The following is a 21,194-nucleotide window of genomic DNA, read 5'->3' as shown; positions in this document are numbered from 1 at the left end:
GCCGGACGGCCCTTAGGGTGTGCCGGAATAGACCGGCGGAAGTGCTGCGGAGGACTAGACCTCGGTCAGGACCTTCGTGACGTTGGGGTCCACGGCGATGCCGGGACCGAACGTGGTGGCAACGGTGGCCTTCTGGATGTAGCGGCCCTTGGAAGCGGACGGCTTCAAACGAAGCACCTCTTCCAGAGCTGCTGCGTAGTTCTCGGCCAGCTTGATGGCGTCGAAGGAAACCTTGCCGATGATGAAGTGCAGGTTCGAGTGCTTGTCGACGCGGAAGTCGATCTTGCCACCCTTGATGTCGTTGACAGCCTTGGCGACATCTGCGGTCACGGTGCCGGTCTTCGGGTTCGGCATCAGGTTACGGGGACCCAGGACCTTACCAAGACGGCCAACCTTGCCCATAAGGTCAGGGGTGGCAACGGCTGCATCGAAGTCGGTCCAGCCGGCTGCGATCTTTTCGATCAGGTCATCGGAACCAACGAAGTCGGCGCCGGCAGCGATTGCTGCCTCAGCCTTGGCGCCCGTTGCGAAGACCAGGACGCGGGAGACCTTACCGGTGCCGTGGGGCAAGATAACGGTGCCGCGGACCATCTGGTCAGCCTTACGAGGGTCAACGCCCAGGCGGAAGGCAACCTCAACGGTGGCGTCGAACTTGGACGGGTTGGTGTCCTTGGCGAGCGTTACTGCCTCGAACGGCGCGTAGAAGTTCTCCGCGTCGATCTTGGCGGCTGCTGCCTCATATGCTTTGCTGCGCTTTGCCATGCTGCTTATTTCTCCTTGTGCAGTTGTGGTCTGCGGACCGCGCTGGGCCCTGCCACAGCCGAGGATCCTGCAAGGATCCTGCGACATTTCAATGTTTCAGTGGTGCCGGTTTCCCGACGGTGAAGGCTATTAGCCTTCTACGGTGATACCCATGGAGCGGGCGGTACCGGCGATGATCTTCGCTGCGCCTTCGAGGCTGGTGGCGTTGAGATCTTCCATCTTGGTAGTGGCGATCTCGTTGACCTGGGCCTGAGTCAGCTTGGCAACCTTGACGGTGTGCGGGGTGGGTGAACCCTTGGCAACGCCTGCAGCCTTTTTGATGAGCTCTGCAGCCGGCGGGGTCTTGGTGATGAACGTGAATGAACGGTCTTCGTAGACCGTGATTTCCACGGGGATAACGTTTCCGCGCTGGGCTTCTGTGGCAGCGTTGTACGCCTTGCAGAATTCCATGATGTTGACACCGTGCTGGCCAAGCGCAGGACCGATCGGCGGGGCCGGGTTAGCGGCGCCTGCCTGGATCTGCAGCTTGATGAGGCCGGTGACCTTCTTCTTGGGAGCCAATGTAAGGTCCTTCTCTCAATATCTTCCTGGGACACAGGAGCGTGCCTCAGGTTTTTGGCCGCCATGGCGAGGCGACCGGCCGTTCCGGGGCTGCTAAGCGGGCAGTCCGGAACGAATTCTGTGCAGCTTATTAGATCTTGCTGACCTGGTTGAATGCCAGTGTGACCGGGGTTTCGCGTTCGAAGATCGACACGAGCACCACGAGGGTCTGGGAGTCCACCTTGATCTCGGAGATCGTGGCGGGGAGGGTCTCGAACGGACCTTCCTTGACGATGACCGATTCGCCGACCTCGAAGTCAACGTCAATCTGGGCGGCAGCGTGCTTGACGGGCTTGCCCTTTTCGGCCTGCTCTTCTTCGAAGACCGGCGCGAGCATGGAGAAGACTTCGTCGAGGCGCAGCGGCACCGGGTTGTGGGCGTTGCCCACGAAGCCGGTTACACCGGGAGTGTGGCGGACGGCGCCCCATGAGGCATCCGTCAGGTCCATACGGACCAAAACGTAACCGGGGATCCGGACGCGGTTGATGACCTTACGCTGAGCGTTCTTGATCTCAACAACCTCTTCCATGGGCACCTGGATTTCGAAGATGTAATCTTCCATGTCCAGGGTCTGGATGCGGGTCTCAAGGTTCGCCTTGACGCGGTTTTCATAGCCGGCGTAGGAGTGGACGACATACCAGTCACCCTCCTGGCGGCGCAGCTTGGCTTTGAATTCGTCGGCGGGGTCAACCTCGGCCTTGGCGGCCGCGGCTGCCAGGGCGTCTGCATCAGCGTCGTCGCCCTCTGAGTCGCCCTCAGCAGGTTCGCCTCCTGCGGCGTCATCCTCTGAATCGGCATCCTCTGAATCGTCTGAATCGTCGGCGGAATCGGCGTCAGCGGATTCGGGCGCAGCGGACTCAACCTCGGACTCTTCACCGGCTTCAGCCGTGGGGGCCGCCGTGTTGTCCGTGGACTCTTCCAGCTCAGTCTCGGTTACCTCGAGCTCCTGCTCAGACACTTGGTCTCCTGCTTCCTCATTGCCTAACATGCCTATTTAAATGGCTCAATTCCGCACACCGGCGTGGATTTCTTCCGGTTTACCCGGACAAGGCCACGCGGCCTGCGGACGATTTGCCTTAGCGGTCCGTGGGAGCGATCCCGCCAAAGACCCAGCTGACCGCGGTTCCAAAACCGATGTCCAGCAGGCTGACGATCACCATCATGATGGCCACGAACACCAGCACCACGAGCGTGTAATTGATCAGTTCCTTGCGGGTTGGTGCAACAACCTTCTTCAGTTCGCCGATGACCTGGCGAATGAAGAGTGCAATACGAGCGAAGAAGTTTGCCTTGGCGTCCTTCTTAGCTGGGCGGCCCTTGGAGCTGCTGGCAGCTGTTTCGGTCACCTGGTCCTCGCTCATCTTTGCAATGTTGGATTACCCGGTTCTGATCAGAACCATGGTTGCTGCGCTTGCTCCGGCATTCCGCCGGAACAGCTTGCGCAGGGCAGACAGGACTCGAACCTGCAACCTGCGGTTTTGGAGACCGCTGCGCTACCAATTGCGCCACTACCCTATGGATCGAAAACAGCATCCTGACAATCTTCCGCAGTTTGCACTGGGGCGCACGTCATCATCCGTGTTTTCAACACCGGAGAACCAGTCTACGCAACAACTTCGTCTACGTCGAACCAGCCTCATTCCGGACCGTCCAATCCGCCCTGGTGGGTGAGTTGACCTGCAGTCACATCCACGCCGGCAGCCCGGACGATCCGCTGAACAGCATAGAGTAGATCACGTCGAATTCCACCATTCAGCCTCCCGGCTGCAAGCGAAGAACGGACCCTGCCATGTCTGCCGCCCGCGTTTCCCAGCGCATTTCCGCAATTGCCGAATCCGCAACCCTGGCCGTTGATGCCAAGGCCAAGGCGCTGAAGGCAGCTGGCCGGCCGGTTATTGGCTTCGGGGCAGGGGAACCGGACTTCCCCACTCCGGACTACATCGTCAAGGCGTCTATTGAGGCCGCCAGCCAGCCCAAGTACCACCGCTACTCCCCCGCCGGCGGCCTGCCGGAGCTCAAAAAGGCCATCGCCGAGAAGACTCTCCGCGACTCGGGCTACGCCGTGGATCCGTCCCAGGTCCTGGTGACGAACGGCGGCAAGCAGGCCGTGTATAACACCTTCGCCACGCTGGTGGATCCGGGCGACGAAGTGATTGTCCCCACTCCGTTCTGGACCACCTACCCGGAGGCCATCAGGCTCGCCGGCGGTGTCCCTGTTGAGGTGTTCGCCGGACCTGAGCAGGACTACCTGGTCACCGTTGAGCAGCTTGAGGCCGCGGTGACAGACAAGAGCAAGATCCTGCTGTTTGTCTCGCCGTCCAACCCCACGGGCTCCGTCTACAGCCCGGAGCAGGTGGCCGAGATCGGCAAGTGGGCCGCCGCCAAGGGGCTCTGGGTGGTCACCGACGAGATCTACGAGCACCTGACGTACGACGGCGTCCCGTTCACCTCCATCGCCACGGCAGCCCCTGAACTGGGCGACAAAGTGGTCATCCTCAACGGTGTAGCCAAGACGTATGCGATGACCGGCTGGCGTGTTGGCTGGATGATTGGCCCCGCCGACGTCATCAAGGCGGCCACCAACCTGCAGTCGCACGCCACCTCCAATGTCTCGAACATCATGCAGATCGCAGCCCTCGCCGCGGTCTCCGGACCGCTGACGGCCGTCGACGAGATGAAGGTAGCGTTTGACCGCCGCCGCAAGGCGATCGTTGCCGGCCTGAACGCGATCGATGGTGTTGAATGCCCGACGCCGAAGGGTGCGTTCTACGTCTACGCGGACGTCCGTGCGCTGCTGGGGAAGGAATTCCCGACGGCGGCAGGTACCGCAACGCCGTCGACCTCCGCCGAACTGGCTGCTTTGATCCTGGATGAGGTTGAGGTGGCCGTGGTGCCGGGTGAGGCGTTCGGCCCCTCCGGCTACCTGCGGCTCTCCTACGCCCTGGGCGACGAGGACCTGGCAACCGGCGTCGCCCGGCTCCAGGACTTCCTCGGTCAAGCCAAGTAGGCACGCTCTCTCACTTCCTGCAGGAAAAACGCAAACGTTGGGCCGCAGGAAGTGCGAGAGGGTTGGGGAAAAAGGTGCAGGAAGTGAGAGAGCGTCCGGGGTGGAACTAGAGGAGGCGGCGTTCGGCGGCCCACTTGGTCAGCTCGTGCCGGCTGGACAGCTGGAGTTTGCGCAGCACCGCTGACACGTGGGTTTCCACGGTTTTGATGCTGATGAACAGCTCCTTGGCGACCTCCTTGTAGCTGTAGCCGCGGGCGATCAGCCGCATCACTTCGAGCTCGCGGGCGGAAAGCCTGTCCAGCTCGTCGTCGGCAATGTCGGCGGGAGCGGTGCCGAAAGCATCCAGCACGAAGCCGGCCAGCCGGGGCGAGAACACGGCATCGCCCCCAGCCACCCGGAACACGGCGTCGGTGATTTCGGCACCGGAGATGGTCTTGGTGACATACCCCCGGGCGCCGGCGCGGATGACCGACACCACGTCCTCGGCGGCGTCGGACACGCTCAGGGCCAGGAACTTGGTAGTGCCCAGGAGCGCCGCGGAACCCGCGATGACTTCCCGGCCGCCGCCGCCGAGGCCGCCCGGCAAGTGCACGTCCAGGAGCACCACTTCCGGGCGCTCCTGCGCTATCACGGCGATGGCCTGCTCAACTGTGGCCGCTTCTCCCACTACCTGGATGCTCTCATCGAGGTCGGCCTTGAGTCCCGAGCGGAAGATGGCGTGGTCGTCCACGATCACCACCCGGACCGGCTGTGCGGGGCGGATGGGCCCGGTCCCCTGTACGTTGTTCATGCTTTCCCTTCCGCGTTTTCCGTTTGGAGCGCCGGCATTCCCAGCCGCACCTCTGTGCCGTCCGGCGTGCTGGTGATGGAGGCGGACCCGCCGTGGCGTTTCATGCGTCCGATGATCGATTCGCGGACACCAAGCCGGTCTTCGGGAACATCCAGCAGGTCAAAGCCCGGCCCCCTGTCCTTGATGAAGATTTCTGTGCGACCATCGGAAACTTCCAGGTAGACAGAGACGGTCCCGCCGCCGTGCCGGGAGGCATTGAGCATCGCCTCACGGCTGGCCTGGACCAACGCCTCGTGGGATTCGGTCATGGCTGTGTCCCCGACACTCACCACCTCCACGGCGTTGCCGAGCGAGTCTTCCACCTCAGCACCCACGGCCTTGATGCGGTCCGAAAGCTGGCCCGCCTCCTTACCCGGGTCCTGGAACAGCCAGCTCCTGAGTTCACGTTCCTGGGCCCGGGCGAGCCGGACTACGTCGTGCTCGTTTCCCGCCCGCCGCTGGATCAGGGCGAGGGTCTGGAGGACGGAGTCGTGCAGGTGGGCGGCAATCTCGGCCCGCTCGGTTTCACGGATGCGGCCCGCACGCTCCGTTTCCAGGTCGCGCCAGAATTTGAGTGCCCACGGAAGAAGCACCAGGACCACGCCGCCCAGCACCGCCACCGATGCCAGCAGCGCCAGCCAGGTCTGTTCCCAGGATCCGGAGCCGGACACCATCACCAGCACACCGGCAACCACCAGCGCCAATCCGGCGGCCAGGCGCGCCCAGCCGCCTGCCTGATCGGCCTTGGTTTTGTCCACGAGCCCCGCGCGGCGGGTCTCGTCAAGCTGCATCCAGGCGATGGCTGCACCGCCCAGCACGGCAGCGGCGGGGATGAGGGTCTCCAGGGGCACGTCCACGCCGAGTAGCTGGGCAATCATGATGCCCGCCACCAGGAGGAGGCCGGCGCCCAGCAGCATTTCCTTGCCATAGCGCATGCCGCGGACCCGGAACCACGGCGGCCGCACGGCGGCTCGGTAGCCGGCCACGGGCGGACCCGGCGACGGCGACGCGGACGGAAGCACAGCGCTGAATGGCGGGTCAAGGCTGACGGCCGGGGCAATGGGCGACGCCGGACGCCTGGCGTTGCGCCGGGCGTCCTCGTCTGCGGTGGGCACCATGATCCACAGCCACGCGTAGAATGCAAACCCGGCGCCGCCGGCGAGGGTTGCGAGCGCCATACCGATCCTCACGTTTTTCACCGGCCAGCTCAGATGCGCCGCGAGGCCGGCGCATACGCCCGCGATGACGCGGTCGCTGCTGCGGACAAGCGGTGGGCGGGTGAGGGCGGTGGTCATGTGTCAATCCAAGCACGGATCAGGGTTCCCCGGACCCGATTCCGGTCTGAACCGGGGGTAACTCAGGGGCGAGTCAGGGTGTTCCCCAGTAGAGGTGCGCCGCCCCGGACGGCAGGATCGAAGTATGAACTCCCAGACCCCTACCCCCGATGACGGCCAGCCCACCGAACCGCTCCCACCAAGTGACCCGGACCAGCCAACCGAACCCCTGCTGCCGCCCCCGGCTTCCTCGCAGGACACACCACCGTCCGCCGGTCCCTATGACGGCCCGTATGCCGGCCCCTACGCAGGCCCGTCTGCAGGCCCGTATGCCAGCGCCAAAGGGCCGGGCCAGTCCAGTGACTTCTTCACCTGGGTCCGGAGCCACGGCATCCAGCGCGGACGCGACCGGTGGATCGGCGGCGTCTCCAGCGGCATCGCGCACCGGATGGGCATCGACCCGCTGATTGTCCGCGGCATCTTCATTGTCCTTACCCTCTTCGCCGGAATCGGCGTCCTGCTCTACGGCTTGGCTTGGGCATTCCTTCCCGAACCCGACGGGCGCATCCACGTCCAAGAAGCCGGCGCCGGCCGCTGGTCCAGCGGCATGACCGGCGCGCTGATCACCACCGTGGTGGGGCTCACCGGGCTCGGCGGCGGATTCTGGGGCTGGAGCCGCAACGGCTTCGGCGGATTCCTCTGGACCGTCTTCTGGGTGGGCGGCGCCATCTACTTCATCTACTACCTGACCCAACGCAACAAGGCCCGGAACGGAGCTCCCGTGAACGCCACACCGCAACCGTCCGGCGGAAACTCCGGTTACTCGACTGCCTACCCCACAACCCCCTATGCCTCGCCGTTTGCGGCCACGGACTCTGCTTCGACCCGCACGTCCGGCACGACCGGCACGACCGGCAGCGCACCTTATTTTCCTGTCCCGCCGTCGAGCGTCAACCCGCCTTACGGCGGCGGAAGCTACGGTGGGGGCGGTAGCGACGGCGGTGCCTACGGCGGCTACCAGCCACCGCAGGGCCCGGCCCGGGCACCCAAGGTCCGCCCCTCCGGCCCAGGCGCCCCGGCAGTGGCCGTCACAGCCGGAACAGCACTCCTGGTGGGTGGCGGGCTCAAGGCCCTGGACGCCGGCAACGTGGTCAACCTCGGTGACGCCACCAACGCGATCGTCTGGGCCAGCGGCGCAGCCGTCCTGGGCCTGGGCATCCTCATCGCTGGCCTGCGCGGCAGGACGTCCGGAATCCTTGGCTTCTTCGCCGTGGTTGCCCTGGTGATCGGCGGCATCTTCAACGTTGTGGGCAACGGGGACAGGGTCCGCTTCACCCAGGTCGACTGGGCACCGACGAGCCAGCAGCAGGCGGCCGATGGCTTCAGCGTCACCGGCGGCCGGGGAACCGTTGACCTCACCCAATTGGCGGTGCAAGCTCCGCTGGACTCAGACGTCGTGGTTCCCTTGGACATCACGGCGAGCAACGTCACCGTGATCCTCCCCAGCAACATTCCCGTGGACGTGAGGGCAGACATGACGCTGGGGAACCTGAACGAAGGCACCAATCACCGGGGCGGCATTACCTCCCGGGAAACCAGCTACAACACCGACAAGCCAGGCGGCCACCTGATCATCCGGATCGACGGCACCGTCAGCAACGTCACCATCCAGGAAGGAAACTGACATGAGCAGCTTAGATCCGGCACCGGATTCAGATTCATCTACCCCGCAAACCCCGACGACGGTGCACACCGACGCGGCCGGACCCGCACCCACACGGGTGGGGACGGTAGTCTGGAGCCTCATCGTCCTGGCGCTGGCCGCACTGATCATCATCGCCCAGTTGGGCATCGTGACCCTGAACGGCACGTACGTGCTGATCGGACTTATGATTGGAGCCGGCGCCGCACTGGTGGTCGGTGGACTCCTGTCGGCACGGAAACGTGACAACGGGTCCACAACAGGGAAGTCTTGAACCATGGACAAGTTCTTCAGCATCGTCAGGGGCTTCGGCCTGAAACGTGGACCCCAACGCTGGCTGGGCGGCGTGTGCGGCGGAATCGCGGCAAAGCTCAACGTGGATGTGGCATTTGTACGGATCGCTTTCCTGGTCTTCTGCCTCCTCCCCGGTCCCGCCGTCGTCCTGTACATCGCGGTTTGGCTGGTCCTTCCGGACCAGCGGAACTCCATCCCGTTGCAGAACTTCCTGGACCGCCGCTCCATCAGCTGACACCCCCAGGTTAGAACCCTCAGGCCCCTTCTCCGCCGGAATCGTTCCGGGAGCGGGGGCCGTTCTGCTGCCATGGCGGGGCGCCATGTCAAGGCGCTGTGGAGCGGCGTGTCGGGTCCTAGTCCACCGGCCGGTGGACAACAGGTTCAACCGGCCGGGCCTGTTGGCCAGCACCCCGGGACGGCCACGCTGGAAGCATGAACACTTCCCTCAGACCCGTGCAGCGGCAAGCCGCTGATGCCATCACCGTCCGCGGCCTCAACAAAACGTACGGCCTGCCCAAAGGCGGCACCCTCACGGCCGTGGACCAGCTGGACCTCACCATCCGTGCCGGCGAAACCTACGCCCTCCTGGGTCCCAACGGCGCCGGCAAGTCCACCACCATCGAAATCCTGGAGGGCCACCGGAAACCGGACAGCGGTGAGGTCACGGTTCTGGGAACGCGCCCCTGGAAGGCGGCACCGTCCTTCCGTGCCAGGATCGGCATTGTGCTCCAGGAGGCCACAGACTCCGGGGAACTCAGGGTTTCCGAGGCGCTGCGGTCGCTGGCTTCCTGTTTTCCGGTGCCCCGGCCGGTTGATGAGGTCATTGAGGCCGTGGGGCTCGGTGGCAGGGGTGGCCTCCGGATCTCGACCCTTTCGGGCGGCCAGCGACGCCGGCTGGACGTGGCGCTGGGGATCATCGGCAACCCGGAGGTCCTGTTCCTGGATGAACCCACCACCGGCTTCGATCCGGAAGCCCGGCGGAAGTTCTGGGACCTCATCCGCGAGCTGAGCAGCGGCGGCACCACCATTGTCCTCACCACGCACTACCTGGACGAGGCCGAGCAGTTGGCGGACCGGATCGGCATCATCAACCACGGGCGCCTGATCGCCGAAGGCAACCCGCCGGACATCGGCGGCCCGGGCCTCCGCGTGCCACGCGTCCGCTGGCGGGATGCCTCCGGCCTTCGTGAAGTGGTGACCGAGCAGCCGGCTTCCCTGGTCGCGTCGCTGTCCGACGGCGGCGCTATAGAGCCGGCGGAGCTCGCCGTCGTCCGTCCCAGCCTCGAGGACATCTACCTCCAGCTGATCGGTGCCGCCGACGGCGCCGAACCGGCTGCCGAGCCCTCTGCCGAACCCTCCCAGCCAACATCGTCCGTTTCAGGAGCTTTCCGATGAGCACAGCAACCCCCGCCCCCATGTCCCCCGTCACAGGCCGTCCGGCCTGGCGTCCATCAGTCCTGCGCCTGGGACTAGGCCGGGTCCTGTTGGAGATCAAGCTATTTAACCGTGACGTGCTATCTCTGGTCCTGGTCCTCTTCTTCCCGATCCTGATGATGTCCCTGTTCGGGACTGTTTTCGGTGATGAGCCGGTCTTCGGGGCCGGCCCGAACGGGCAGGGCGGCATCATCCCGGCGCACTACTACCTGCCCGGCATGCTTGCGCTGAGCACCATCCTGAGCGGGTTCCAGAATCTCAGCAGCTACGTGGCCACGGAGCGTTTCAACGGCACGGTGAAGCGGCTGGCCGGAACGCCATTGCCCGCAGCCTCGTACTTCATCGGGAAAACAGGCCAGACGCTCTACCTGATTGTGGCCCAGACTGTTCTCCTGCTGCTCGCGGCGGCCGTCCTGTTCGACGTCCCGCTCCCCCGGGATGCCGGGCAGTGGGGCCTGGTGGCGCTGCTGATGATCCTGGCCACGGCCGCCTGGGCCACGGTGGCCATCGCGTTCACCGCCTTGCCAAAGTCGGCACAAAGCGCGTCCACCCTGGCGGTCCTGCCGGTACTGCTCCTGTCCTTCACGTCGGGCGTGTACTTCCCCTTCTCCCAGCTTCCAGACTGGCTGCAGTCCGTGACCAATTTCTTCCCCTTGCGCTGGACGGCGAGCGCCTTCGGGTCTGTTTTCCTGCCTGCCGGCTTTGAAGCCGTTGAGCCCGGCGGCACGTACAACCTGCCGCTGACGTTCCTGGTCCTGGGTATCTGGGTGGCCTCGGGTGCAGTGCTTGCCCGGTTGGCGTTCAAGTGGCCGCCGCAGAAGTAGCCGGTTCCGGGCCGCAGGAATCGTTAATCTTGGTTGCCTGGCGGCACGCCGATAGGGTGCACCCATGAGCTATATGAGCGGACGGACTGAGAGGCTACTGCCGGCACGGTCTGTGTGGACCACCTCCATGGTCTGGTGGCACGTCGGCTTCTACGCCGCGCTGGCCAGCGTGTCCTATTTCGCCCTGTTGGGGCATGAGCGCGGGTTTGGGACGCCCCTGGTCATTAGTGTGCTGGTGTTCCTGGGGGCCGCGTATCCGTTCCTCACCCGGACCAAGGATCTCCGGACGCTACGGCCCACCATCTACGTGGCACTGCTGGTGGCGGTGGTGGTGTTCCTGTCCTTTGTGTACGACGGCGCCGGGGTCCTGCTGTTTGTGGCCTTCCCACAGGTCTGGATGTTCACGTCCTCGCAGCGTCAGGGCGTGGTAGCCACCGCCGTGCTGTGCGTCGGCGTGGCCGTTGGCCAGATCAGCCGCTGGGGACTTGCCGGCACGGAGGTTTACGGCATCACGGCTCAGCTGGTGACGTCGTTCGTGGCCAGCTGCATGATCGGACTCTGGATCTCGAAAGTCATTGAGCAAAGCGAACAGCGTGCCGAGCTGCTGGCCCAGCTCGAGGCCACGCGCCACGAACTGAACAATGCCGAGCAAGCACGCGGTGCATTGGCTGAGCGTGAGCGGATGGCCCGGGAAATCCACGACACCTTGGCCCAGGGGTTCACGTCCATCGCCATGCTCTCCGAAGCGGCGCAGGCCCAACTCAGGGCGCAACCAGAAGCCCCAGCAGGTCTCGTGCGCAGCCTCACCGCCATTTCGCGGACCGCCCGGGAGAACCTGGCCGAAGCGCGTGCCCTGGTGGCTTCAGGCGTCCCGTCAGATGTCCAGGGCGGAGACCTCCTGGCGGCGCTGAAGCGACTGCCGGACACTCTGCACCTGGACAGCATCCGGCTGACCGTAACAATGCCCGACAGCCTGCCCCCGCTGCCGTCCACGCAGCAGGTGGCACTGCTCCGGACGGCCCAAGAGGCCCTGAACAATGTCCGCAGGCATTCCGGAGCCACGGCCGCGGAGGTACTGATGGACGTTCCAACCGGCGACCCGCCGCTGCTGCGGCTGACAGTCACGGACAACGGGCAGGGGTTCGACGCGGCCGCCGACCACCAGGGGTTCGGCCTGAAATCGATGGCCGCCCGGCTGGACGAAATCGGCGGCCGGCTCCAAGTCATCTCCGCACCCGGCGCCACCCGTCTAGTGGCGGTGGTCCCCACAGCGGCTCCTGGGCCAAGCGGCACTGACGCCGGGCCAAGCACCCGCGGCACGGACGCAAGCATGCCAGGAGCCACGGCATGAGCGTCCCGGAAACTGTGACGGTGGTCCTCGCCGATGACCACCCCGTGGTCCGGAGCGGCCTTGCAGCGCTGTTGGACACGGCAGATGGCATCGACGTGGTGGCCGCCGCGGCAAACGGCCAGGAGGCGGTGGACGCCGTCAGCCGGCTGCGCCCCGCCGTCGTCCTGATGGACCTGCGGATGCCCGTCCTTGACGGTGCCGGCGCCACCGCGCAGATCCGGGACCGGTTTCCTGACACCAAGGTGCTGGTGCTGACCACGTACGACGACGACTCCGACATCATGCGAGCAGTGGAGTCAGGGGCGGTGGGCTATCTCCTGAAGGACACGACCGGGGAACGCATCATCGAGGCCGTGCGTGCTGCGGCACGAGGTGAGACCGTCTTGGCGCCCCCGGTTGCGGCCCGGCTGGTCTCGCGGATGCGGACGCCGGAGCTGCCGCGGCTGACAGCCAGGGAAGTGGAGGTCCTCCGTTGTGTCGCCCAGGGACTGAGCAATCCCGAGGTCGCCGCTCGGCTGCACATCGCCGAAGCGACGGTCAAAACCCACCTGCTGCGGGTCTTCAACAAACTGGACGTTGATGACAGGACCCGGGCTGTAGTCCTCGCCATGGAACGGGGCCTTTTGTAACCGGTTTGTGTCGTACCCCACACCGACCACTAGAATCTAGGGTGAGCTCAGCGTGGCGCTCTGCCTGTATACCTTCACACCAGGATTTGAGCCGAGACATGAAAATTGGAATTCTTACCAGCGGCGGCGACTGCCCCGGACTGAACGCCGTCATCCGCGGAGCCGTCCTCAAGGGCATCGCCATCCACGGCCACGAATTCGTGGGGTTCCTGGACGGCTGGCGTGGCGTCGTTGAAGGCGACATCATCGATATCCCCCGCAGCATGGTCCGCGGCATCGCCAAGCAGGGTGGCACCATCCTGGGAACTTCCCGCACCAACCCGTTCGAGAACGGCGGCGGGCCGGAGGTCATCAAGGCCCACATGGACCGCATGGGCATCGATGCGATCATCGCCATCGGCGGCGAAGGGACCCTCGCTGCCGCGAAGCGCCTCACCGACGCCGGGTTGAAGATCGTTGGTGTCCCCAAGACCGTGGACAACGACCTCGACGCCACCGACTACACCTTCGGATTTGATACGGCCGTACAGATCGCCACCGAGGCCATCGACAGGCTGCGTACCACCGGCGAATCCCATCACCGCTGCATGATCGCCGAGGTCATGGGCCGTCACGTGGGCTGGATTGCCTTGCACGCCGGCATGGCCGCCGGCGCCCACGCCATCCTGATCCCCGAGCAGAAGGTCAGCATCGAGCAGATTACCGAATGGGTGCAGGAAGCCCACGACCGTGGCCGCGCTCCGCTGATTGTTGTGGCCGAGGGCTTTGTTCCGGACCACATGGAATCCCCGCACTCGGAGCGCGGCCTGGATACGTTCGGCCGGCCGCGCCTGGGCGGCATCGCGGACCAGCTCGCCCCCGAGATTGAAGCGCGCACCGGCATCGAGACCCGTGCCACGATCCTGGGGCACATCCAGCGCGGCGGCGTTCCGTCCGCGTTCGACCGTGTGCTCGCCACCCGCCTGGGTATGGCCGCGATCGATTCCGTGGTGGAAGGTTACTGGGGCACCATGGTGGCGCTCAAGGGCACCGACATCCAGCACGTGGGCTTCGCGGAGGCCCTGGGCCAGCTGAAGACCGTTCCGCAGAACCGCTACGACGAGGCAGCGGTCCTCTTCGGCTAGGCCGGATGAGCTCGAACGGACACTTGAGGCGCCTACGCTGTGGGGCCTCACTGTACGTTCGCGATTCACGGTGCTGGGTAGGCTGGGGATATGACTCTTGACCCCGGTTCCGCCGCCATCATCCAGCTCGCGTGGGCCCGGCGCCTGGGGCTCGACGACGACGCTTTCGCTGCGTCGCTGACTTCCGGGGAGCGGATTGTCCGAGCCGACGACTCAGTGAAGACTGTCGAATTTGTCCGGCTTTTCGGCAGCTCGGCCCTGGTGGGCCCGCAGTGGGTGGTTGACGCTGCCGCCGCAATCCCGGACGGAGAGATGGCCCAGCACGTCACCCTGCTGACCTTGACACGGTCGCACGGAGGGCACGGCCTGGGCGCCGCGGCATTGTTCTTCGCCGACGACCTGCCCCTGCGCCAGCCCTCCGAAGAGCTGACCGTGTCGCACGGAAACCCGGAGGCGATCGAGCTGGAAGGCCTGTGCCCGCCGGACGACGTCAACGAAGTGCACCTGTCAGAACTTGAGCACCGCTACACGATCCTCCACGAGGTGGACGGGCGGCGCTTCCCGGTGGCATGCGGCGCCTACGGGGAATGGGAAGGACTTCTCGCGCAGATGGGGGTCCTGGTGGACCCCGAGTGGCGGCGGCGCGGGCTCGGATCGGTGGCGGCATCGACCGCCGCCCATGAGGCCCTCGCGGCGGGCCTCACCGTCCAGTGGCGCGCCGAGGTCAGCAACACCGGCGCCGTGGCCCTGGCGCGGCAGCTGGGCCTGTCCGCCGGCGGTATCCAGACCAGCGTGCATCTGGGCTGACGCCGACTAGGACGCCCGGTTGGCGCCCTCTACGGCCGGAGCCGCCGGCTGACCGCCCCAGCCCGCCACCACCTTTGGCTTGGCGAAGAACAGTGCCACGGCTGTGCCCACCAAGATCACACCGGCAGGAAGCAGGATGGACTGGCCCATCGCCGTCGAGAATCCCTCGTGGAGCGACTCGGGCAACAGGCCGGAGAATTCCATTCCGCCCCCGGGACCTTGCGCGGGAAGCTCTGCGGCCAGGCATGAAGAACCCGATGACCAGCGACCAGAGGGCTGGCCAAGGCCGCGCTACATTCTCTAAGCGTCAGTTCCCCAGCAGATCGAGGATGTCCGTGCGGGCGAACATCTCCGCGGCAGCCCGGGCGGAGGGGCTGCCGGCGTCGGGATCTGCACCGGCGTCCAGCAACACCCGGGACACGTCCGTGTACCCCTTGAACGCAGCACCCGCCAAGGGGGTCTGGCCGCGGTCGTTGGCCGTATTGGCCTCGCCGCCGTGCTCCAGGATCAGCTGTACCGTCTCCGCGTGGCCGTGGTAGGCGGCCAGCATCAGCAGGGAATCCCCCGCCGTGTTGGTCATAGTGGCCGGAGCCCCGGCGTCCAGATATGTGCGCAGGAGCCCTGTGTCCCCCTCCCGGGCGGCCTGGAAGAGCCGGTGGGCCAACGCCACGGCCTCGTCGTCGGGCGTTGTGGCATCGGCTTTGGCGTCGCCAGGTGAAGCGGCGTCGGGTGCGGTGTTCTCGGTCATCAGCGGGTCCCCCTCAGGAATCCTGTCTGGCGCCCCACTACCTGGCCGGCGTCGGGAGCAACAATTACTTCCTGGGCAGCGATGTAAGGCTCCTCGCCGTCCAGCACGGTCAGCATTTCATCCGGTGCGACGGACCGTTTGATGACGGCCAGCGCCACCGGGCCCATTTCGTAGTGCTGGGCTACGGACGTTACTGTTCCGACCTTCCGCTCGCCGAGCATGACCTGGCTTCCGGGCGCGGGCATGGTGTGCTGCGATCCGTCCAGCTGCAGGAACACCAGGCGACGTGGCGGATGGCCCAGGTTGTGCACGCGGGCGATGGTCTCCTGGCCTTTGTAGCAGCCCTTGGACAGGTGCACGGCGGTACGGAGGAGGTCCAGCTCGTGCGGAATGGTTTTGTCGTCGGTTTCCGCGCCCAGCCTGGGGCGCCACGCAGCGATGCGGAGGGCTTCGGCCGCCATAACACCGGCGAGTGGGCGGTCCGCCAATTTTTCCTCAAGTTCAGCGACCGGCACCAGGTACTCGATCCAGGGCCGCTCCAGCCCGGGGTGCCCGTCCTCCGGAACCACGGCGTAGGAGTAGCCGCCGGCACCGACATGGGGCCAGGGATCCCGCCAGGCCAGCAGGGCGGACCATTCCTCCACAGTCTTTGTGGACCCGAGAACTGCCCAGTCGGCGGAGACGTCGGTGACCTCGACGCGCAGCATGAATTTCATTTTGTTCAGCCACTCAGCCAGCGGTGCAGCCTCGGCGGCCTCAACAATCAGCCAGGTGGTCCCGCCGTCGTCCACTACGCGGGCGTCAAATTCGATCCGGCCCTGGACACTCAACAACAGCAACTCGCTTGACTCCCCCGGCTGCAGGCCGGTGACGTGCTGGGAAGACAGGGTGTTCAGCCAGGTCAGCCGGTCCGGACCGCTGACGGTCACCACGCCGCGGTGGGAGAGGTCGACGACGGCGGTACCGGCTGCGAGGGCGCGCTGCTCACGCAGCGGCTCACCGTAGTGGGATGCGACGCCGGCGTCCGCGCCGGTGGCCTCGACGGCGCCAGGGCGCGACAGTAGGGGGCTGGGAGTAGTCATACTGGGGGAACGTCCTTAGGTCAGTAGGTATTCCGGTCTCGGGCAGCGGGTCTCGAGCCTTGGGGCCACGACCGCTGGGTTCCCTGGCCGAGCTTGCGAGGTTAGGGGGCGGCGTCAGCGGTATTCCGGGTTCTCGAAGTCGAAGCGTGTTCCGGCTTTCCATTCTTCAGGAAGATTGCCGTACGTGGGAATCCCGCCGGCGTCTTTGAGCATCCGGGCGAAATGCAGCAGGTTCCACGTCATGAACGTTGTGTTGCGGTTGGTGAAGTCGGATTCGGGGCCGCCGGAGCCTTCGTCGAGATAGCTCGGGCCGGGGCCCACCGGGCCGATCCACCCGGCGTCGGCCTGCGGCGGGATGGTGAAGCCTATGTGCTGCAGGCTGTACAGCACGTTCATGGAACAGTGCTTGATGCCGTCCTCGTTGCCGGTGACCAGGCAGCCGCCAACCTTGGGGTAGAACACCCATTGGCCCTTGTGGTTGAGTTCGCCCGAATGGGCGTAGAGCCGTTCGATCAGTTTCTTGGTCTGGGAGGAGTTGTCGCCCAGCCAGATGGGACCGGCAACCACCACAATGTCGGCTTCTTCAACAGCCGGGTATAGTTCCGGCCACTCATCGGACGGCCAGCCGTGCTCGGTCATGTCGGGGTAAACACCGCTGGCGATGTCGTGATCGACAGTCCTTATCACGCGGGTGCTGACGCCCTGCTTCTCCATGATGAGGCGGCTGACGTTAATCAGGCCCTCGGTGTTACTGGTCTCCGGCGACCGTTTAAGGGTCCCGTTGAAGAACACAGCCTTCAGGTCGCTGTAATTCGTGGAGTCCTGCGGTGCAGCCATGACGCTCCCTTGATTCACTCGTGGGTGAAGCCCAGGATGCCAAGTCTACTGAGGATCGGTGACGCGGCGGGGCGTCAGTAAACCTTTTTCAGGAAAGCCGAGGCATGCGCTTCGAGACCCTTGCCGGGCTGTGATGTTCCGCCGGCGGCCACGTCCCAGCGCCAGAGCAGGTTGCCGTCCACCAGGCCAAAGATCCGGGTGGCCGCGCTGTAGTCCTTGGAATGGCTGCCGCGCATCACCATGTCGGTGGTGAGCTGGACCTGCGGGCCCTTGATCTGCCCGTAGTAGAGCTCAGAGATCCCGCCGGGATGTGAGATGGACACCGAGATATCGAACCCGCCGTCTTTATTGCGCAGCGCTTCGACTTCGTCTGCGCTCTTGAGCGCGGGAACAATATCGGCCGGAATCAGGCCCGGTCCGCCGTCGGCATCAAGCTGTTTGCGCTCCAGCGCCCAAAAACCGGTCTCAACTGTCAGCGGCCGCAGGCGCGTGCCGTCGTCGTCAGTTAACCAGCTCTCCGCGCGGTACTGAAGATACGGCAGGCCGTTGTGCGTGAAGGAGACATGCTGGAGGAAGTGTTCCGAGTCCTCGTCCCCGCTGCCGAGCCGGCCGCTGCCTTCCCACTCACCAATGAGCCAGGAAAGCGGAACAAGTTCCGGTGTCAGGTCTGTAGGAATTTCTATCGGCACGGCAATTACCTCAGGAAAATGCTAGCTCGTTGAACGGGTTTACTTCTGGCCTCTGAAGAGGCGGTAAACCACAAAGCCAGCGAACCAGGCCATGGACAGGCTGGCGATGCCGAGCAGGACGAGGAAGAAGATTTCAAATGCAAGTACGGACATGATGCCATCCTAACCGGTTAGTAGATGAGTAGTTTGTCTATGAAGTAAGCCAGGGAGCCGACGGCCGAAACCGGCGCAAGCCCCATGCTAACCGCAGCCAAAAGATTCAGCGGACCGCCGCGGAGTGTTACGAGGCGGCGGAAGCTGACCAGTACGGCGCCCACCACAACGCCGAAGATCGCCGCCGGCAGAACGGCAATGTCGGAGAAAACCAGGCCAGTGAGCGGCCCGGCAAGTCCTGCCATGACGATGCCGAGAGGGGCCACGATGCTGTCCGGCCAGCGGATCAGGCCGGCTAACAGTGCCACGGCAGCGCTGATGGCTGCCACCAGGAGCATCTCGCGGACGCCGTTGAAGCGCGCGCCGGCAATCCAGCCTGCACCCAGGCACGAGAGCAGCACACCGGCGCAGCAGCCCAGGGTGGATTCAAGCCGTTGGGCCTGGCCGGTGCCTCGGATGAGCTGCACCACAAACACGGCCATCATTCCCAGCGCCATGAAGGCAGGCGTCCAGTCCAGGAAACCCGGGGCAGGGACGAAGCCGGCAGCGAGCGCCGATCCGACGCCGGGCAGCGCAATGACGGCAGCCAGGGTCTTCTTTGCCGGAATGCGGAGGAAGTGAGGCCAGCCGATGCCTACCGCCACAGCAATCACCGCGGCGACGCCGATAAGTGCCTCGCGTGAGACGTAGACGCCAGCGATGATCGCCACAAGGCCCGACACTCCAACAACACCGATGACCCACGAGCCCAGTGACTTTGCCGGGGCCTGCACCTGGGCGGTCATCGGGGACCCGGCCGGCCGGTTCGCGGCGGCTTCGACTCTGCGCTCAATTCGTGGCATCCCATTCTGGCTGTGGACCCGGCGGCTCTGCCTACCGCGTCAGGGCGTTCTGCCCCACGGCTCAATCCTGCCTTATATGACCCGGATATGTCGCAAAACGACGGTTTGCCGGGCCGGAATCCATGCCGTCGCGCGGGCCGATGGGTATACTCGGAGTTCAGCTACGCTTCCTGCCCCTGATGCCGCCCGGAAAGATCCTTAGTCGGCCAAGTCCGCTGCAGTGAGATAGTACCGGCCGGTGAAAACCCGGTTCAGTCGCCCGAAGATGCGCGGACGCCCCTTGGAGGAACAATGTCGCACATCCTGCTATTGACGAACAGCACCGGTTCTTCGGTAGACATTCTGCCTGCCTTGGAATTGCTGAACCACCGCGTGCACATCCTCGCCGCGGAACCCACAGCCCTGCTGGAGACAGATCCCTGCGATATTGTGCTCCTGGACGCCCGTAAGGACCTGGTGGGCGCCCGCTCCCTCACCCAGTTGCTGAAAGCCACCGGCCTGAGCGCACCCTTGGTCCTGATCCTGACCGAAGGCGGCATGGCTGCTGTTTCGTCGGCTTGGGCTGTCGATGACATCGTGCTCGATTCGGCCGGTCCCGCCGAAGTGGAAGCCCGCATCAGGCTCTCCGTGGCGCGGGCAGTTCCGGACAAGGATGACGCCCCCACGGAGATCCGGGCGGCAGGCGTGGTCATCGATGAAGCGAGCTATACGGCCCGCGTCAACGGAGCGCCCCTGAACCTGACCTTCAAGGAATTCGAACTCCTCAAATACCTGGCCCAGCACCCCGGCCGCGTCTTCACCCGCCAGCAGTTGCTCACCGAGGTGTGGGGCTATGACTACTATGGCGGCACGCGCACCGTGGATGTCCACGTCCGGCGGCTGCGTGCCAAACTCGGCGCCGACCACGAAAACCTCATCAGCACGGTCCGGAACGTCGGCTACCGCCTGACTCTGGTGCGGCAGCAGGAAGACGAACTGACGGAAGCCTGATACCGGTCAGACAGGAACAGCCCCGGGCCAGTGGTCCGGGGCTGTTCCTGTATTGGTGAAGCTTTATTTGTGGAGGACATACGGGTCGAACGTATCGAGGCCACCCCACTGGTGGATCCCCCTCGTTCCCACCATGACCGGCGGGTGAGATAACGACTATACGTGCCTGCCCCGGGGCCATCAAATCGGAGCGCCTTCCGGCCGGGGCGTATAGCCTAGCCTCATGAGTCCTGCGCACCCGGAAAAATGGCCCGTCCTTGTTGTCCACGGCGGCGTGGAAGAACAACTGCTGAAGGACTGCGTGGCGCTCTTGGCAGCTGCCGAGGAGTCTGACGGCAACCCCTCGCTTTCCGAGCAAACAGTGGTGACGCTCCGCGCCGGGGACTCGGCAGAGCATTCCCTTCTGACCCTTGCGCTCTACGCGCCGGACGAGGATTCCGATCCCTCCTCCGGCCAGGACCTGGCCGGGTTTGCAGTTGTTGTGGAGGACGCGGACGGCAGCGGAGTCCTGGAAATTGCCGTCCATCCCAGCTACCGCAACCAAGGCGTGGCGGACCGCCTTGTCGGCGCGCTCAAGTCCGGGCGCGGCCTGGCGGGCCTGAAGGCCTGGTCCCACGGCAACCACGAGGCGGCAGCGGACCTCGCAGCCCGCTACGGATACGGTCCGGTGCGCGAACTCTGGAAGATGAGGATGACTACCGCCACTGCGGAACTGCCCGACGTCGGCCTCCCGGACGGCGTCACGCTCCGCGCCTTTGTGCCGGGCAAGGACGAGGACCGCTGGCTGGCTGCGAACCGCGCCGCCTTTGCCCACCATCCCGAGCAGGGCTCCATGTCCCGCGTGGACCTGGATGCCCGGATGGCCGAGGACTGGTTTGATCCTGCCGGCTTCCTGCTGGCGGTGGACACCGAGGACAGGTTGCTGGGATTCCACTGGACCAAGGTGCATCCCCGCCACGGCGCCCACCCGGCGATCGGCGAGGTTTACGCGGTGGGCGTCACACCGGCCGCGCAGGGTATGGGCCTGGGCAAGGCGCTCACGGTGGCCGGCATCAGGCATCTCCAGGGCCTGGGGCTTCACGCCGTCATGCTCTACACGGACGCCGACAACACCGCGGCCGTTTCCCTCTACCGGGGCCTGGGCTTCACACGCTGGGATATGGACGTCATGTACGGCCCGCTGGCCTCCGTTTAGTGGCACCCCGGTGAGTTAGCC

At 65.2% G+C, this 21,194-nt stretch carries 24 protein-coding genes and 1 tRNA gene; 12 read left to right on the top strand and 13 right to left on the bottom strand.

The window, feature by feature from the left end; translation table 11 throughout:
* Positions 1-54: 54 nt before the first annotated feature.
* The 5 genes from rplA to ACZYZ4_RS01060 form a co-directional block, all read right to left on the bottom strand.
* Entirely contained in the window at positions 55-762 is a 708-nt protein-coding gene (rplA, locus tag ACZYZ4_RS01080; RefSeq protein ID WP_463857424.1) for a 50S ribosomal protein L1, read from the bottom strand.
* Positions 763-891: 129 nt separating this feature from the next.
* On the bottom strand, positions 892-1,323 hold the full coding sequence (gene rplK / locus ACZYZ4_RS01075) for a 50S ribosomal protein L11 (protein ID WP_024365990.1): 432 nt from the start codon (positions 1,321-1,323) through the stop codon (positions 892-894).
* Between the two features lie 130 nt (positions 1,324-1,453).
* On the bottom strand, positions 1,454-2,320 hold the full coding sequence (gene nusG / locus ACZYZ4_RS01070) for a transcription termination/antitermination protein NusG (RefSeq protein ID WP_463857421.1): 867 nt from the start codon (positions 2,318-2,320) through the stop codon (positions 1,454-1,456).
* A gap of 118 nt (positions 2,321-2,438) precedes the next feature.
* Positions 2,439-2,723, bottom strand: a complete 285-nt coding sequence (secE, locus tag ACZYZ4_RS01065; protein ID WP_111906645.1) for a preprotein translocase subunit SecE — start codon at positions 2,721-2,723, stop codon at positions 2,439-2,441.
* A gap of 81 nt (positions 2,724-2,804) precedes the next feature.
* A tRNA-Trp gene (locus ACZYZ4_RS01060) sits at positions 2,805-2,877 on the bottom strand.
* Between the two features lie 274 nt (positions 2,878-3,151).
* Here ACZYZ4_RS01060 and ACZYZ4_RS01055 point away from each other — a divergent pair.
* A complete protein-coding gene (locus ACZYZ4_RS01055) occupies positions 3,152-4,369 on the top strand; it encodes a pyridoxal phosphate-dependent aminotransferase (RefSeq protein ID WP_463857419.1) in 1,218 nt (405 codons plus the stop codon).
* Between the two features lie 106 nt (positions 4,370-4,475).
* Here ACZYZ4_RS01055 and ACZYZ4_RS01050 read toward each other — a convergent pair whose 3' ends face one another.
* A complete protein-coding gene (locus ACZYZ4_RS01050; RefSeq protein ID WP_463857417.1) occupies positions 4,476-5,159 on the bottom strand; it encodes a LuxR C-terminal-related transcriptional regulator in 684 nt (227 codons plus the stop codon).
* Positions 5,156-6,493 (bottom strand): ATP-binding protein, encoded by a 1,338-nt coding sequence (locus ACZYZ4_RS01045; RefSeq protein ID WP_463857415.1) that lies wholly within the window; start codon positions 6,491-6,493, stop codon positions 5,156-5,158. Before ACZYZ4_RS01045 ends, ACZYZ4_RS01050 begins: the two co-directional genes overlap by 4 nt.
* Before the next feature lie 124 nt (positions 6,494-6,617).
* On the opposite strand from ACZYZ4_RS01045, the gene ACZYZ4_RS01040 reads away from it, so the two are divergent.
* The 9 genes from ACZYZ4_RS01040 to ACZYZ4_RS01000 all read left to right on the top strand — a co-directional run bounded on the left by ACZYZ4_RS01040 (position 6,618) and on the right by ACZYZ4_RS01000 (position 14,637).
* Positions 6,618-8,156 (top strand): PspC domain-containing protein, encoded by a 1,539-nt coding sequence (locus ACZYZ4_RS01040; protein WP_463857414.1) that lies wholly within the window; start codon positions 6,618-6,620, stop codon positions 8,154-8,156.
* Between the two features lies 1 nt (position 8,157).
* Positions 8,158-8,448 carry a hypothetical protein gene (locus ACZYZ4_RS01035; protein ID WP_463857412.1) on the top strand — a complete coding sequence of 97 codons (291 nt, stop codon included), beginning with the start codon at positions 8,158-8,160 and terminating at the stop codon, positions 8,446-8,448.
* A gap of 3 nt (positions 8,449-8,451) precedes the next feature.
* Complete coding sequence (locus ACZYZ4_RS01030; RefSeq protein ID WP_463857410.1) at positions 8,452-8,703, top strand: PspC domain-containing protein; 252 nt, start codon at positions 8,452-8,454, stop codon at positions 8,701-8,703.
* Between the two features lie 197 nt (positions 8,704-8,900).
* Positions 8,901-9,863 carry an ABC transporter ATP-binding protein gene (locus ACZYZ4_RS01025; protein WP_463857408.1) on the top strand — a complete coding sequence of 321 codons (963 nt, stop codon included), beginning with the start codon at positions 8,901-8,903 and terminating at the stop codon, positions 9,861-9,863.
* Complete coding sequence (locus ACZYZ4_RS01020; RefSeq protein WP_463857406.1) at positions 9,860-10,726, top strand: ABC transporter permease; 867 nt, start codon at positions 9,860-9,862, stop codon at positions 10,724-10,726. Before ACZYZ4_RS01025 ends, ACZYZ4_RS01020 begins: the two co-directional genes overlap by 4 nt.
* Before the next feature lie 64 nt (positions 10,727-10,790).
* The gene (locus ACZYZ4_RS01015) at positions 10,791-12,077 is read left to right on the top strand and encodes a sensor histidine kinase (RefSeq protein WP_463857405.1); all 1,287 of its coding nucleotides are present in this window, start codon (positions 10,791-10,793) and stop codon (positions 12,075-12,077) included.
* On the top strand, positions 12,074-12,706 hold the full coding sequence (locus ACZYZ4_RS01010; RefSeq protein ID WP_463857403.1) for a response regulator: 633 nt from the start codon (positions 12,074-12,076) through the stop codon (positions 12,704-12,706). Before ACZYZ4_RS01015 ends, ACZYZ4_RS01010 begins: the two co-directional genes overlap by 4 nt.
* Before the next feature lie 98 nt (positions 12,707-12,804).
* Positions 12,805-13,830: an ATP-dependent 6-phosphofructokinase gene (locus ACZYZ4_RS01005; protein WP_463857401.1), complete on the top strand. Its 1,026-nt coding sequence runs from the start codon at positions 12,805-12,807 to the stop codon at positions 13,828-13,830.
* Between the two features lie 90 nt (positions 13,831-13,920).
* On the top strand, positions 13,921-14,637 hold the full coding sequence (locus tag ACZYZ4_RS01000; protein WP_463857400.1) for a GNAT family N-acetyltransferase: 717 nt from the start codon (positions 13,921-13,923) through the stop codon (positions 14,635-14,637).
* 6 nt (positions 14,638-14,643) lie between these two features.
* Here the strand turns inward: ACZYZ4_RS01000 and ACZYZ4_RS00995 are convergent, their stop codons facing one another.
* From ACZYZ4_RS00995 to ACZYZ4_RS00970, 6 genes are all read right to left on the bottom strand, one after another.
* Positions 14,644-14,841: a hypothetical protein gene (locus ACZYZ4_RS00995; protein ID WP_463857398.1), complete on the bottom strand. Its 198-nt coding sequence runs from the start codon at positions 14,839-14,841 to the stop codon at positions 14,644-14,646.
* A 103-nt stretch (positions 14,842-14,944) separates the two neighbouring features.
* Positions 14,945-15,385, bottom strand: a complete 441-nt coding sequence (locus tag ACZYZ4_RS00990) for an ankyrin repeat domain-containing protein (protein WP_463857397.1) — start codon at positions 15,383-15,385, stop codon at positions 14,945-14,947.
* Positions 15,385-16,467 carry a CAF17-like 4Fe-4S cluster assembly/insertion protein YgfZ gene (gene ygfZ / locus ACZYZ4_RS00985; RefSeq protein WP_463857395.1) on the bottom strand — a complete coding sequence of 361 codons (1,083 nt, stop codon included), beginning with the start codon at positions 16,465-16,467 and terminating at the stop codon, positions 15,385-15,387. Before ygfZ ends, ACZYZ4_RS00990 begins: the two co-directional genes overlap by 1 nt.
* A 114-nt stretch (positions 16,468-16,581) precedes the next feature.
* On the bottom strand, positions 16,582-17,304 hold the full coding sequence (locus ACZYZ4_RS00980) for a flavodoxin family protein (protein ID WP_463857393.1): 723 nt from the start codon (positions 17,302-17,304) through the stop codon (positions 16,582-16,584).
* A 74-nt stretch (positions 17,305-17,378) separates the two neighbouring features.
* The gene (locus tag ACZYZ4_RS00975) at positions 17,379-17,993 is read right to left on the bottom strand and encodes a nitrobindin family protein (protein WP_463857391.1); all 615 of its coding nucleotides are present in this window, start codon (positions 17,991-17,993) and stop codon (positions 17,379-17,381) included.
* A gap of 170 nt (positions 17,994-18,163) precedes the next feature.
* Positions 18,164-18,931: a permease gene (locus ACZYZ4_RS00970; RefSeq protein WP_463857880.1), complete on the bottom strand. Its 768-nt coding sequence runs from the start codon at positions 18,929-18,931 to the stop codon at positions 18,164-18,166.
* A gap of 348 nt (positions 18,932-19,279) precedes the next feature.
* Here ACZYZ4_RS00970 and ACZYZ4_RS00965 point away from each other — a divergent pair, with 348 nt between their 5' ends.
* Together ACZYZ4_RS00965 and mshD are read left to right on the top strand one after the other, a co-directional pair.
* Positions 19,280-19,978 carry a winged helix-turn-helix transcriptional regulator gene (locus ACZYZ4_RS00965; protein WP_056344481.1) on the top strand — a complete coding sequence of 233 codons (699 nt, stop codon included), beginning with the start codon at positions 19,280-19,282 and terminating at the stop codon, positions 19,976-19,978.
* Between the two features lie 223 nt (positions 19,979-20,201).
* Entirely contained in the window at positions 20,202-21,173 is a 972-nt protein-coding gene (gene mshD / locus ACZYZ4_RS00960) for a mycothiol synthase (protein ID WP_463857389.1), read from the top strand.
* Positions 21,174-21,194 lie beyond the last annotated feature (21 nt).

This window comes from Pseudarthrobacter adonitolis (assembly GCF_055412845.1).
This window is presented reverse-complemented; position numbering and strand designations above follow the sequence as displayed.